Source organism: Butyrivibrio sp. M55, assembly GCF_900116865.1.
Lineage (GTDB): Bacteria > Bacillota > Clostridia > Lachnospirales > Lachnospiraceae > Butyrivibrio.
The window spans coordinates 38,842-53,186 of record NZ_FPCD01000008.1 but is presented as its reverse complement, the minus strand read 5'-3'; the positions used below and the strand labels follow the sequence as shown (position 1 = coordinate 53,186).

Here is a 14,345-nt window from a genome sequence, read left to right as displayed (position 1 = left end):
TACCGTTTGTCGTTACAGGAGCAAACTATGTAAGGATCAAACTGCATTTCCGGGCTGTGGTAAGCAGTCCGGAAATACAGAATCTGTTATGTCTTAATGAGCAGAAAGAGCATACTCTGTCTTCCAGCCATCTACAAATGCAGTTACTACGCCGTCCCAGTCACCTGTTCCTGCAGCATAAGCTGTAAGCGCTGAACCAACTCCGTTCTTCCAGTTCTCTGAAGGCATTGTAGGGAAGTTCCATGAAACAGGAGTCTTACCTGAAGCAGTGATCTCGTTATCCTGCTTTACGAATACGTTCTTAGACTCTACTGCTTTCTTGAAAGGAATTACAAATCCCATATCTTCACCCATGCACTTAGTGCCTTCTTCGCTTGTTACGCACCAGTTGATGAACTCAAGAGTTGCATCGATATCTTCCTGAGCAGCCTCTTTGTTTACACACCAGAAGTTCTCTGTACCTGTGCAAAGTCCCTGCTTAGCATCATCAACACCAAAGTAGATAGGGATCATTGCAAGATCGTCATCAGAGAATTTCTCTGATAAAGAGCTGTACTCCCAAGAACCGTTCTGATAGAATACTGCTTCACCGTTTACAAATTCAGCTCTTGCGTCATCACCTGTCTTTGCTGCAAGCTCTTTGGGATCGCAAGTAGAATCTGTGATGTAAAGATCAAATACTGCTTTATACTTATCAAGGAATTCTCCCTTGATAGCGTCTGTTGAACCGATACCATCTTTCTGATACTCATAGTAGATGGGAAGGTTTGCAAGGTGAGTCTTGAATCTCCAGTCAGATGAACCATCCATACCTGTTGATGCGAAAGCACCTTTTACACCAAGCTCTCCTTTTCTTGCCTGAATATCATCAGCCACTTCCTTAAGCTTATCAAAGCTGTTGATATCCTCTACCTTATATCCAGCCTTCTCAAGAAGTTTTTTATTTGTAATGATTCCGTAGGACTCTATTACATAAGCTATACCATAAGTTGCATCTCCGTCCTTAAGTGCGAAAGCATCACTTGTAAGTTCATTTGCTATAGGAGCAGAAGAAAGATCGTAGCAATAATCTTTCCAGTTTGCAAGACCTACAGGACCGTTAACCTGGAACAATGTAGGCGCATCAGACTTAGCCATCTCACTCATAAGAGTTGTCTCATACTCACCTGAAGCTGCTGTTACAACTGTTACCGGTACTCCTGTCTTCTCGGTATAAGTCTTTGCAAGTTCCTGCCACTGAGGATCCTGTTCAGGTTTGAAGTTGAGATAATATACCTTGCCTGCGGCACCATTTGCTGCAGCTGCAGATGCAGTCGTGTCTGTGCTACCGTCTGTGCCTGCGCTTGTAGCGGTTCCAGTGTTTCCACATCCGGCAAGTACTCCGAGCGAAAGCACTGCGCTCAGCCCCATTGCAAAAAACTTCTTCATTTTCATGTTTCTTTCCCTCCTTAATTCTTAGGATCAGTTTTTTACTTACCCACGATATATGTCACATCCTTGTGGTATCGTTTCCAATTTCTTATAGTGCAAATTTACAACACTTTATAACACTTTGCAAGTACATATTGTGCAAAAGTATTATTTCCTCTCTTTTTTACAAGTTTGTTACATTATTTTTGGTGATTTTGTGAAAAAATAATTCGAAATATTTTTGGAACCGCCCGTTTTGTTCCAATTTTCTTTATTGAGATAACGCGTTGATTTTTTATAGCGCTGCACAAAAAAGAAGCAATAATCGATTGCGATTATTGCTTCTTACATTAGTCTGATATTTTTTTATAAGGTAGTTCTGCTCTCAAGCTTACTTAACCACGATATTTACAATTCTTCCCGGAACATAAATCTCTTTAACTATTGTCTTGCCCTCAAGCTTATCGGCAATGAGCTCTTTACCCTTTGCGATAACTTCGTCCTTAGGGTCATCCTTGCTGATGTTGAGAGTTGCCTTTACTTTACCGTTGATCTGAACTGCGATCTCAACAGTGTTTGTAACTGTCTTAGCCTCGTCAAATTCAGGCCAGCTCTGCTGATATACACGTCCTTCACATCCGATTGCCTGCCAGATTTCCTCTGTGATATGAGGAGCAACAGGGTTAAGGAGTGTGATAAGTGTCTTGTACTCGCCCTTTGTAACAGCATTCTTCTTATAGAAGTCATTTATAAGTGCCATCATTGCTGCGATAGCTGTATTGTACTTAAGGTTTTCAAAGTCAAATGAAACCTTCTGGATTGTCTGGTGCATCTTGGTCTCAAGGTCTTTTGAATAGCCCTCTTCATCAGTCATGATATCCTGAAGCTTCCATACTCTGTCAAGGAATCTGCGGCATCCCTTAACTCCGTCCTCTGACCAGCTTGCTGCAAGGTCGAATGCTCCGATGAACATTTCATAAGTACGAAGTGTATCTGCACCGTAATCTCTTACGATATCGTCAGGATTAACTACGTTTCCTCTTGACTTACTCATCTTCTCGCCGTTCTCACCAAGGATCATTCCGTGAGAAGTTCTCTTCTGATAAGGCTCGGGAGTGTTAACTACGCCCTGATCATAGAGGAATTTGTGCCAGAATCTTGAATAAAGAAGGTGAAGTGTTGTATGCTCCATTCCTCCGTTATACCAGTCTACAGGCATCCAGTATTTAAGAGCTTCTTTGCTTGCAAGCTCATTATCGTTTGTAGGATCGCAGTATCTGAGGAAGTACCATGAAGATCCTGCCCACTGAGGCATTGTATCTGTCTCTCTCTTAGCCGGTCCGCCGCAGCAAGGACATGTTGTATTAACCCAGTCTGTCATGGCTGCAAGAGGTGACTCACCGTTATCTGTAGGCTCATAGCTCTCTACTTCGGGAAGAAGAAGAGGAAGCTCTGATTCAGGAAGTGCTACATATCCGCACTTCTCGCAGTGAACTACAGGGATAGGCTCACCCCAATATCTCTGACGTGAGAATACCCAGTCACGGAGCTTATAATTAACTTTGGCATGACCGATTTTCTTTTCCTCAAGGAACTCGATCATCTTAGCCTTTGCATCTGCTACTGAAAGTCCGTCAAGGAATCCTGAATTGACAAGCACTCCTGTAGCAACGTCTGTAAATGCAGCAGCATTAACGTCAACTTCCTCTCCATCCTTTGCAACAACCTGGATGATTGGAAGATTAAATTTCTTTGCAAATTCCCAGTCTCTGTCATCATGCGCAGGAACCGCCATGATAGCACCTGTTCCGTAGCTCATGAGTACGTAATCTGAAACCCAGATAGGAATCTCTTTTCCATTAACGGGATTAACGGCAACGATACCGTCAACCTGCACACCTGTCTTATCCTTGGCAAGCTCTGAACGCTCAAAGTCAGACTTCTTGGCAGCTTCCTCACGGTAAGCAAGGATTGCATCGAAGTTTGCGATCTTGTCCTTGTACTTATCAAGATAAGGATGCTCGGGTGAAACTACCATATAAGTAGCACCGAAAAGTGTATCGCATCTTGTTGTATATACTGTAAGCTTGTCCTCAGTATCCTTGATCGCGAAGTCAACCTCAGCACCTGTTGAACGTCCGATCCAGTTCTTCTGAGAAGTCTTAACTCTCTCAATGTAATCAACAGTATCAAGTCCGTCGATAAGCTTGTCTGCATACTCAGTGATCTTGAGCATCCACTCGCTCTTTACCTTACGAACAACGGGTGATCCGCAACGCTCGCAGACACCGTTAACAACTTCTTCGTTCGCAAGACCAACCTTACATGAAGTACACCAGTTGATAGGCATCTCCTTCTTGTATGCAAGTCCTTCTTCGAAGAGCTTTCTGAAGATCCACTGTGTCCAGTGATAGTACTTAGGATCTGTTGTATTTATCTCTCTGTCCCAGTCAAAAGAGTATCCGAGTGAATGAAGCTGCTCTTTGAATCTCTTTACGTTATTCTCTGTAACGATCTTGGGATGAATATGATTCTTAATGGCATAATTCTCTGTAGGAAGTCCGAACGCATCCCAGCCCATAGGATATAGTACGTTATATCCCTGCATTCTGCGCTTTCTTGCTACAATATCAAGCGCTGTATAAGGACGTGGATGTCCTACGTGAAGTCCCTGTCCCGAAGGATAAGGAAATTCTACAAGCGCATAGTACTTAGGCTTTGTGAAGTCATTTGTTGCAGCGAAAGCCTTCTCGTCGTCCCAGACCTGCTGCCACTTCTTTTCAACTACATGATGATTGTATACTTCTGACATGAGATATTACTCCTCCAATATAACTATTCAAACTATGCTTAGCTAATCAATAAAAGCATAGACTATCTACAAAATTTTACCACAAGCAAAACGTATGTCAAATACCACACTCAACGCGAAACAATAACTTCAAATGCAGCCGGAAGTCCATTCAGTATTTTGCCGGTAACGCCGATGGAGCGGAGCCTTTCGGCTTTTGCTGTGTAGTATTCTTCTTTTGTTTTTAATGATCCGTCGACGCGGCGAACAAGCTCAGCGCCATATTCTGCACGGTCATTTAGATAGCTGCATTCGTGTAAATATGCTTCTTTAGCAAGTTGCGTATTTTCGGCATTTTCCGAATCATATTCTTTATAATGAACACCTTCTTTTTTATAGTCCGGTTCATCTTCATAATACGGATCCGTTGCATCATAACTACCTATTTCAGAATACATCGAACAATAACCGTACTCCACATTTTCAACGTAATACGGATATTCTTCCTTATTTTGATCATACTCATCCAGCCAGAGAATATGCTCATCTGTATACAGTCCGACCGGATTATAGAGTCTGTCAAAATGATCATGATAGCCGAATATATACTTTCCGTCAGAGTTTATATATCTTACATCAGTCTTATAGACCTCCGAATCCACATGCTCTTTTCCCCATATCAGGCCATATTCGTTTATCTCATTCTCGTTGCCCTCTCTGTTTGGAAAAGCGTATATAACCTGTAATTTCCCGGCAAGTTCCTTGATCACAAATGTCAATTTCGCATGAAGTTCTGCAATTGAAAACGGTCCGTCCAGCTCAACAGCCAGTTCTTTTTCACCGTCTGCGCCGCAATCAAGGTACGAATATTTCGCGTTTATATGTATGTCTTCCCTGCTGTCTTTATTTGAATCTTTAAAAAAGGCATCTTTAAACGAATCCACAAGTCCGCTTAATGTGTACTCTTTATCGGTATCTATAAGGGAAATATTTTTATCAGCGTCCAAAAGACACTCGCAATCGGTAAATATGTTTTCCATATAATAATCAAAACTTACCGTGCTCTCTCCATTAAGGAATGCCTCATATACAGCGATCCCCGGATCTTCTTCCGGTTCTTTTGCAAGTTCCGAGAGCAGCTCCATATAATCCATATCTCCGGCTACCAAATCAGCGTCATAGCTTTCATATTGCTCAAACCTTGCTTTTACTTCAGATTCAGGAATATTCTCATCAAGTGAAGAGTGGTATTCAATCTTACCGCCTCCTTTTCCCTCTTGTGCCAACCTTTCTTCTTCCTCAGAAGGCTCACCGTCTCCGTCGAGATCATCATAATTAAAGCCTTTAAGGTAACAATCTTCCTCAACTTCTCCGGTTTCAGAAATGGAATAATATATGTAATCGTACATCAATCCTGCGTATTCGGTACAAAAGGTTGAAAAAACTCCTTTTTTCGGAGAATAATAATATCCCTCACACCCATGCATGCCGTAAGGGCCAAAAAAGATTTCTTTTACCTCACCGTTTTTATACGCATAAACACTTTGGTGATATCCGGGAGCGTCAATAGAAAGCTCTGGGATATCATCGTCGTCAACATAGATAAGATTAAACCTTAAGCCCTTAATTTCCGAAAGCTCTTTTTTTGCCAGCTCGGCGTATGCCTTCTTGTAACCTTCATCACCACTGATGGCATTGTTTATCTTATCCATGGCAGATCTGATACTGTCTATCGTAAAATCTGCTCCGATTTTTGCAAGTTCATCTTTATCATAAGATGCAAATTCACAAAGGGTCTCACCGTCAAACATCAAAACCTGTTTGCCTTCATCGGATTCTATTATAAATACCGCATCTTTCCTATTATCAGCATTATAATCATAAGAATCCACAGCAAGAACCTTAACTTTGCAGCCGAATCTCGCTATAGTTTTTTTCGCTATGGCATTGATATTGGCAACAAATGATGTCCCATAACGAGGATCACCATCATAAGAGTCCAAATCTAATTCGGAGTACACAACATCAATTGCTATAGGCGTTTCATTTGAATATACGTCTAATTCGAAAGATTGCTTGTCATAATAACAATTTTTTAGAAACTCATTTGATACCATTACATAGTCGTCACCTGCTTTTGTCACAGTAAGAAGTCTATCAGAATGTATTCCTGACAAGCCATCTATTGCCTGAAATCTGAGAACATAGCGATTCTCTGATTTTTTCCCCGATATACACTTGTAAACCATTTTATCCTCAAGGAAATACTCTGAAAAATAAGACTCGTACTTCTTTATATATTTCCAATAAAATTGTTCTATAGCAGGAACCCTATCCAATCCGGAATGTCTTTTAACAAAATCGGCAACATCACTTTTTTTAAAGGAATAACAAGGTCTATAAACCTCATCAATGTCTTTATCTATAATCTTAAGATAATCATCTATCTGTTCTTCACTGCATTTTCCTTTTTGAGCTATTGCCCCTTGTTCAATAATATCCTTCCAGTCTATCTCTTCCGGCTTGGAAAATGCATATCTCAAAAAACCTTTATATTCATCTGTGTTAAAAAGCCTCGTAAATCCTGCAAGTTCATCTTCTGTTAATTCAGTTTCTTGTTTTTTTCCCGCATCATCCGATGAACAAGCAGGTAAGGCCAATGTAAGTATCAGCACTGAGAAAGCAAGCTTAATTCTCTTCTTTGACAAAGTCCGACCACTCGCCCTCTTCATCTTTAAACTTGAGCGTATTTCCTTCAATCTTGTATTCATATTCTATTCCGTCTATTTTGTCACCGACCCCTGCATCGGGATTATTAATCCAACCGGTAACATGGATTTTATTTTCGTCATATGTAAATTTGTAATATCCGCCTTCGCCGTTGTATTTCAAATCCAGCTCTCCGGTATTGTCATCATAAAATTTAATATATGCCTTATATCTATCTACCCAACATCCCAGTTCAGAATACCTAAAGCCTTCACTCATAGTCCGAGTGTACACCGTAGCTTTCTTTGCAGACTCCGAGGAGTCAACAAACTTTGTGAATTCTACAAATTCATTGCACCTCTTATCAATGATCTCATCAATCTTTTCAAAGGAAACCGCGTTTGAACTGTCTTTGTACGGATCTTGTGTCGAATAATAAAAAATATCCTCTTCGGTTTCTTTATCAAATTCACATCTGATGCCGTCAACAATATCAAGTTTATCTCCTGCAAATTTGTAAAAGGTTCCGACAACGCATATAGGGAAAGTTACATTTTCTCCTCCCTGTTCTTTGAAGATTTCTCCGTCTGCGGCAAAAAAGTACCTTTCATCTTTATTAGCTTTTAGCACATGAACCAAATTTCCGTCTTTAAGCGTAAATATGTCATATATGACCGAATCATAGCTTCCAAGCGGAACCTTTGTTCCAGCTATATATGAATTTGCTCCGAGAATGAGCTCTTTTGTACCGTTACCATCCAGATCTTTTGTAAGATAGCCGTAAACATCGTTATCTTCATTATCCTTATAATCTTCACTTGTTTCAGGCACATAAGGTAAAACTGTTTTTTCTGAAAGATCAAGCTCACTCAGCTTTAAATCTTCCTTTTCAAGACCTTCTTTAATCTTGGAGATCAGATCTTCATACACTCCGTAGTCTTCATCACTTGCCGCAGAATTGCTCTGTCCGGCACCGCTTTCATCACTTGCGCCCGCATCGGTCGCAGCCTCTGCAGCATCATCTGCTTCCACAGCCTCTTCTTTATCCAATACATCCCCAATTATCGAGCTTATATCCGATGGCTGACACCCTGTCAGGACAGCACTTACAAGCAGTAACAATAAACCTCTTTTCCTCATACTCTTTTACTTCTTTCTCCTATATTTCTCCCCTGTTAAATCTTTTCATTATGAATAATAGCATATGAAAAAATTCTTATCTGTGAAAAATTTTTGTATAAAGCCGTAAAAAAAGATGTAGCCATCATTTTGACTACATCCTTCAATATTTCACGATACGTATTTTCCAGCCCAAGCTTTAAGCTCGTCTGCGGGAGTTCCGACGCTTATCTTTTTACCTCCGTCGAAGCGGATTCGAGTGTAGGTATTCTGGAGGTCTTTTACACTCTTCTCTATGTCGGTTCCACCCGATGTTGCGAAAAGAACTACATGTTTACCTGCAAAATCATAGGATTCAAGGAAGCTGTTTATGATGTGTGGCGCTGTATACCACCAGATGGGAAATCCGATGAAAACTACATCTGCCGTGTCCACATTTGCAGAATTATCCGCAATCTCGGGACGCGACGCGACATCTTTCATTTCTATACTGCTTCGCGATTTTTCATCCTGCCAATTAAGATCTTCCGATGTGTATTTCTCTTTCGGAACAATCTCGTAAATGTCAGCTCCTATAGAAGAAGCAAGCTCTTTTGCAACTTTCGCAGTAACTCCGCTGGCAGAAAAATAAGCCACCAATACTTTTTTATCCATTGTATTCCTCCTCGTTGTCATATCTGCACTATCACCAGCTTTTGTGGTTCAACGTGTCTTGATTCCCCTTTTCTTCCGCGGCAAACAATGCCTTGCTCAATGTTTATAATATCCGCATGGTTCTTAAGCGCGTCCATTATCTGCTTTACAGCGTTCTCATAATCTTTTGCTTCCATCGGGATAACATAGTCATGATTGATATGTTCCGTGGAAATGACCGCCGATTTGTACCTGGTGTCATATCTTATCCCGCAGAAGGTACAAACTTCCGTATTTAGTGTCCCGTTGCTGTCACTGCACTGCATCGCAATATACATGTTATTCCCCTCCAGACATTTAGGCTATCCGATAAGAAACAAAAAGACCGCGTGAATTTAATACTCTGATAAACAATTAATTATTCACAATATAATGATAATATATTTTCTGCGATTCTTAAACCCATTAAGCGCAAAAAAACGCCGACACATATGTGTCGACGTCAAAAAAACCAAACAAAAACCCTATATAAATTACTCTCTTCGTATCCTCACTTACCCATTGACGCAATCAGGGCATCTATTTCTGCCTGGCTGAGCATCTTGCCATTATCTGCAGGTAACGGCGCTGCTCCTCCGGGCACTGCCGGTGTCGAAGGATTGAATCCGCCCCCTCCGGCCTGTGAGGATTTACCCATTATACTGGCCAATAAAGCCTGCTGTTCAGCACTAAGTCCGTTAGTATCCATATCAGACCCTTTTCCCTTCGTCTCTCTGTTTCTCTACATGAAAAATAAATATGCACAAACTTTCTAGGTTATAGTTATTTTAAACAAATGGGCAAAATACGTCAAATAACTTTTTTATAAACTATTTATAAGGAATTAATGACTATTTTCCCTGATAAGTCCGCTTTCATAGGCCAAAAGAAGTTCCTTAAGGTCCTCAATCTGCCCTATCAGCGTTTTTCCTATATCCGTATCTTTTACAAGTATGCGTTTCTTGGTCGTTTCCGTTATCCGGATTGTCGGAGTATTCTCCTGTCCCTTCACAAACGGCTTATGTGCCGCAAGCGCAAGATGATTTGAATTGTATATGAGTGTATATCCCGCAATTCCCGTCTGCTCGTGATAGGCTTTGGAAAGACCTCCGTCTATTATATAGAGCTTTCCGTTTGCCTTAACAGGGCTCTCTCCCTTCGTTGTCTTGACCGGAACATGTCCGTTTATTATGTGCGCCCACTCGGGATCAAGGCCGAATTCTTTCAGAATCTTGTCAGCATATCGCTCTTCCGCCGAATACTTATAATACGGATTGTATTTTTCCACGCACAGTTCCTTATATTCTTTAAGAAAAAGATGTTCAAATGTAGTTATCTTGTCTTTTCCAAAAAGCGGCGACTTCGGACCGCACCACAGATACCACATAAAATCGATGGCATCCTGCTTTTTCTCCCTGTCATCTCTGATGTCGAGGAAAAAAGCATCGTGGATTTTGGAATTAAGGTAATCCATAAGTTCTTTGCCGCAGAAACTGCCATCTAAAGTCGTCATACAGGCAAAATTCCCATCGTCATCCATCGGAATGCAGCCATGATAAAGAAGGTTATTATTTATCGTCCTGTACATCGCTCCGTGTGAATAAAGAAACTGCACATGTTTTCTAAGAAGCTTGGAATGCATAAAACTTAGCTTTAAAGTATGCATCAGTTCCTCTTCTTCAGGTGTGAGCCCGTAAGGAGCCTTCGGATCTATAGTCGGAAAGTTCGTATCGCTTAATTTATATTTTTTTCCCTGAATATCTATGTCTCCGTTTCCAAAGTCAATCCGATCAAGAAGGAGCCTGTCCTCAAGGCCGTACTCAGGATGGCGTTTTATGATCTGCCCTTCAAGCTTTAGCTGGATAATGGTGATTGCCTTGCACATCTTCGCAGCAAGATCTGGATTCACGGAATCATACTCCGTCTTATCAAGCAGATGCGGCCTGAAATTCTCGCACGGATCGTCCCCGTAAACTTCGGCGGCAAACATGGAAAGCGGTCTTAAGTTTATTCCGTAGCCATCTTCAAGGGCATCAAAAGAGTTATAGCCTGTTCCTATTCGCAAGACATTTGCAATACACGCCGTATTTCCGCATGCAGCGCCCATCCAGTCAATATCATGATTGCCCCACTGAATGTCGACGTCGTGGAAATTCATGATCTCTTCCATTACAAGGTCGGGCCTTGGGCCACGGTCAAAAATGTCTCCTATTATATGAAGCGAATCAATCGTGAGGTTCTGAATCAGCTCACAGAGCGCGATGATAAATTCATCTGCCGACTCGATCTCGATTATTCCGTTTATGATCTCGTTGTAATAAGCCTTTTTATTGAAATCGTTCATATCAAGATGCATAAGCTCATCAATGGCATAAGCGTAATCGGGCGGCATCTTTTTTCTCACCTTGGATCTTGTGTATTTGGAGCTTACGACTTTGCATATGGCAACAAGCCTGTTTATCGTAATCTTCTGTCCGTCGTGGAGCTGCTTGATCGTGGCGTTCTCATCATGCCTCTTTTTTTCAATTGTTTCATTCGGGTAGTAGATCAGATTTGCAAGCTCAAGCTGGTCCTCTTCGGACATCATATTTCCGAAAGTCTCTTCTATCTTGGCTCTTATAATACCTGATGAACTTCGTAAAAGATGCGAGAAACTCTCATACTCCCCATGAATATCCGAAAAGAAATATTCCGTCCCCTTTGGGAGCGCGCAGATTGCCCGCAAATTGATAATCTCAGCACCGGCTTTCCTTGATGTGGGAAACTCCTTGCCAAGAAGCTTAAGATATTCGATATCTCTCATTCTCTCTCCTTTTGGATTCGTAGGTCTCGTGAATCCTCCACTAATCTATCATATTGTGGTAAAAGAGAATTTGAGCAAAATCAAAAAGAAGCGCTTTTACATATATCCCTTAAGCAACAGTTTGCGCAGCCGGGTCTTCTGGCGATGCAGACTGCTCTGCCGTGAAGAACAAAGCGATGGCAAAGATCGTTGCCTTCTTCGGGTGGGATAATCTTCCAAAGTTCTTTTTCGACTTTAGCGGGTTCTTTTATGTTGTCGACAAGACCGATGAGGTTGGAAAGCCTGATGCAATGTGTGTCTGTGACGATAGCGGGCTGACCGAAAACATCTCCCATTATGAGGTTCGCGCTCTTTCTGCCGACACCGGGAAGTGCCAGGAGTTCCTTCATGTTATCGGGAACATTGCCGCCGTACTTTTCGTTAATGACTTTCATGCATGCAGAAATATCTCTTGCTTTGGAATTACCGAGTCCGCACGGGCGGATTATCTTTTCAATCTCCTCCACGGGAGCCTCGGCAAGAGCCTTGACCGTCGGATATTTTTCATATAAAAGAGGCGTGATCATGTCTACTCTTGCATCCGTGCACTGCGCGGCAAGCCTCACACTTATCAGAAGCTGCCAGGCTTTATCATAGGCAAGAGTACATTTTGCCTCGGGATATTCTTTTTTCAACCTCTCGATTACCTCGAGAGCAAGCTTTTTCTTTGTCATAGTCTATTTATAATACATTCTTTTCTTGTATTTTTTCAATATATATTATATCCTAGCATGTAAGAATAATTTTATTTTTTTATAATTAATATTTCATATTAAAATTAGTCGTGATATTGGACCCATATCGCATTTACGACGATTTTTTTATTAAAATAGCTTATATTCTTACCTTTACATAATACAAAAATTGATTATTATAAAGATAGTGGGCTTTTATACGTTAGTCCATTGAAATGATTTTTTACCGTTCACCCCCTTGTATCGCACAAGGCCTGAACTTACTTGGATTTATTTAGTTATGAGATTGAACGAATTACTGAAATACAATGATATTGTCATACAGTGTCACGATAATCCGGATGCTGATGCACTGGCATCGGGATACGCTTTGTGGTGGTATTTTAAGAACAACGGAAAGAATGCGCGATTCATATATCGTGGAAAAAATGTGATCAGAAAGAGCAATCTTACTATCATGCTCGACAAGCTTAAGATACCGGTAAGCTATGAACCCGATTTTGCTGATGTTCCGGAGCTTTTGATAACTGTTGACTGCCAATACGGACAAAGAAATGTTACAAAAACACCCGCAAAACATATTGCGATAATAGATCATCATCAGGTAATTGAAGATCTTCCCGAGCATTCTGAGATCAAGAACGCAATCGGAAGTGCTTCTACCATCATATGGGATCTGCTCAAAAAGGAAGGCGTAGACGTAAACGACGAGCCTCTCCTTGCAACAGCTCTTTACTACGGTCTTTATACTGATACGAACAAACTCTCCGAAATCTCCCACCCTCTTGATAAGGATATGCAAGACGAGCTTGTTATTAACAGAAGTATTATTGTGGAAATGAGCAATTCAAACATTTCCCTTGATGAGCTCAAGGTAACAGGAAATGCAATACTGAACTACGAGTATTTTGATAAAAATAAGTATCTGATAATAAAGTCAGAGCCCTGCGACCCGAACATTCTCGGAGTCATGAGTGATTTTTCGCTCGAAACAGCAGGTGTAGACGTATGCCTTAGTTATTACATCGGACAGAGTGAAGTAAAATTCTCTGTTAGAAGTTGCATAAAAGAGGTACATGCAGACGAACTTGCTGCTTTCCTTGCAAAAGGACTCGGCGGCGGTGGCGGCCATATCTACAAGGCCGGCGGAACACTTCGTCCGGAAAAGCTTATGCATCTTTTCCCCATGCAGACCGATGAGGAATACGCGGAATTCGCTGCAAAGATTCTTCACGAGCGCATGGAAATGTACTTTGACTCTTATGAAATAATATACGCAAAGGAAATGACGCTCGATACAACCGAGATGAAAAAATACGCCAAGACCACTCAGGAACTTGGCTATGTAAAGCTTGACGACATTTTCCCCGACAACACGGAGATAACAGTCAGAACATTGAAAGGCGATATGGATGTCCTCATAGACACCACAACTTATCTGATGATCGGTCTTTCCGGTGAAGTTTACCCAATCTCTGAGAGTAAACTCAGAAGCTCATATGAGACCCTGGACAAGCCATTCAACAAGACTTTTGAATACGCACCCAGCATCAGAAACACCGCCACCGGCAAAAAGAAAATCGTAATGTCCTTCGCCAAAACTGCCATAAGCTTAGACGAAGTAAACATCTACGCTAAACCTCTCACCAAAAAAGTAAAGCTCTTTACCGCATCAAACGAGGAGCGCTACTACTCCGGCGAGATTGGCGACTACATCGCCTTTAGGGAAGACAACCCTCACGACATCTTCATAATCCGTGCCGACCTCTTCCCGGTCCTCTACCACGAGATCTAAGGCCCGGTCGCTCGCAGCTTTGGCACAGACAGCCCCTTTAGGGTCACCCACGGGCAGTGCGGATATGTTTTTTGGAGTTTCTCGAGGGAACGTTGGATTCACTAGGCTCCGAAATCAGCCATAAAATTCTGCTTTGAGGCTCACTGTTTGACATTCGGTCCGCCTTATAGCGGGGAGCCATGGGCTTATGTTTTTTCACAATCACTCCGGCTCACATTTTTATAGGGGTTCGGCCGTTTTTCTTTGTTGGCGCATGTCTCGACTAAACTCGCATCCCGATGCATTTATCAGAATTGTAATAGCCCGCCTACG

At 41.6% G+C, this 14,345-nt stretch carries 10 protein-coding genes; 1 reads left to right on the top strand and 9 read right to left on the bottom strand.

All coding sequences use genetic code 11. From position 1 onward, the window contains the following. Window positions 1–93: 93 nt before the first annotated feature. From BM398_RS10205 to BM398_RS10165, 9 genes are all read right to left on the bottom strand, one after another. Window positions 94–1,434, bottom strand: coding sequence for an ABC transporter substrate-binding protein (locus BM398_RS10205; protein WP_092337571.1), 1,341 nt, complete (start codon window positions 1,432–1,434; stop codon window positions 94–96). A 367-nt stretch (window positions 1,435–1,801) separates the two neighbouring features. Next, complete coding sequence (leuS, locus tag BM398_RS10200; RefSeq protein WP_092337570.1) at window positions 1,802–4,222, bottom strand: leucine--tRNA ligase; 2,421 nt, start codon at window positions 4,220–4,222, stop codon at window positions 1,802–1,804. Window positions 4,223–4,332: 110 nt separating this feature from the next. Beyond that, window positions 4,333–6,909: a hypothetical protein gene (locus tag BM398_RS10195; RefSeq protein ID WP_092337569.1), complete on the bottom strand. Its 2,577-nt coding sequence runs from the start codon at window positions 6,907–6,909 to the stop codon at window positions 4,333–4,335. Then, entirely contained in the window at window positions 6,890–8,050 is a 1,161-nt protein-coding gene (locus tag BM398_RS10190) for a hypothetical protein (RefSeq protein ID WP_092337568.1), read from the bottom strand. The genes BM398_RS10195 and BM398_RS10190 overlap by 20 nt, the downstream gene beginning before the upstream one ends. 150 nt (window positions 8,051–8,200) lie before the next feature. After that, window positions 8,201–8,683, bottom strand: a complete 483-nt coding sequence (locus tag BM398_RS10185) for a flavodoxin (RefSeq protein ID WP_092337567.1) — start codon at window positions 8,681–8,683, stop codon at window positions 8,201–8,203. Between the two features lie 17 nt (window positions 8,684–8,700). Further along, a complete protein-coding gene (locus BM398_RS10180) occupies window positions 8,701–9,000 on the bottom strand; it encodes a hypothetical protein (RefSeq protein ID WP_026654182.1) in 300 nt (99 codons plus the stop codon). 212 nt (window positions 9,001–9,212) lie between these two features. Beyond that, the gene (locus BM398_RS10175; protein ID WP_092337566.1) at window positions 9,213–9,410 is read right to left on the bottom strand and encodes a hypothetical protein; all 198 of its coding nucleotides are present in this window, start codon (window positions 9,408–9,410) and stop codon (window positions 9,213–9,215) included. Between the two features lie 135 nt (window positions 9,411–9,545). Beyond that, window positions 9,546–11,504, bottom strand: coding sequence for a fructose-1,6-bisphosphatase (locus BM398_RS10170; RefSeq protein ID WP_092337565.1), 1,959 nt, complete (start codon window positions 11,502–11,504; stop codon window positions 9,546–9,548). A gap of 80 nt (window positions 11,505–11,584) precedes the next feature. Beyond that, window positions 11,585–12,217, bottom strand: coding sequence for an endonuclease III domain-containing protein (locus BM398_RS10165; protein ID WP_092337564.1), 633 nt, complete (start codon window positions 12,215–12,217; stop codon window positions 11,585–11,587). A 301-nt stretch (window positions 12,218–12,518) separates the two neighbouring features. Here BM398_RS10165 and BM398_RS10160 point away from each other — a divergent pair, with 301 nt between their 5' ends. Continuing rightward, on the top strand, window positions 12,519–14,033 hold the full coding sequence (locus tag BM398_RS10160) for a DHH family phosphoesterase (protein ID WP_092337563.1): 1,515 nt from the start codon (window positions 12,519–12,521) through the stop codon (window positions 14,031–14,033). Window positions 14,034–14,345: the final 312 nt, after the last annotated feature.

Bases quoted from the DNA above. Each gene is read 5' to 3' on its own strand.
- BM398_RS10205 (WP_092337571.1), bottom strand. From the start codon at position 1,434: ATGAAAATGAAGAAGTTTTTTGCAATGGGGCTGAGCGCAGTGCTTTCG.
- leuS (WP_092337570.1), bottom strand. From the start codon at position 4,222: ATGTCAGAAGTATACAATCATCATGTAGTTGAAAAGAAGTGGCAGCAG.
- BM398_RS10190 (WP_092337568.1), bottom strand. From the start codon at position 8,050: ATGAGGAAAAGAGGTTTATTGTTACTGCTTGTAAGTGCTGTCCTGACA.
- BM398_RS10185 (WP_092337567.1), bottom strand. From the start codon at position 8,683: ATGGATAAAAAAGTATTGGTGGCTTATTTTTCTGCCAGCGGAGTTACT.
- BM398_RS10180 (WP_026654182.1), bottom strand. From the start codon at position 9,000: ATGTATATTGCGATGCAGTGCAGTGACAGCAACGGGACACTAAATACG.
- BM398_RS10175 (WP_092337566.1), bottom strand. From the start codon at position 9,410: ATGGATACTAACGGACTTAGTGCTGAACAGCAGGCTTTATTGGCCAGT.
- BM398_RS10170 (WP_092337565.1), bottom strand. From the start codon at position 11,504: ATGAGAGATATCGAATATCTTAAGCTTCTTGGCAAGGAGTTTCCCACA.
- BM398_RS10165 (WP_092337564.1), bottom strand. From the start codon at position 12,217: ATGACAAAGAAAAAGCTTGCTCTCGAGGTAATCGAGAGGTTGAAAAAA.
- BM398_RS10160 (WP_092337563.1), top strand. From the start codon at position 12,519: ATGAGATTGAACGAATTACTGAAATACAATGATATTGTCATACAGTGT.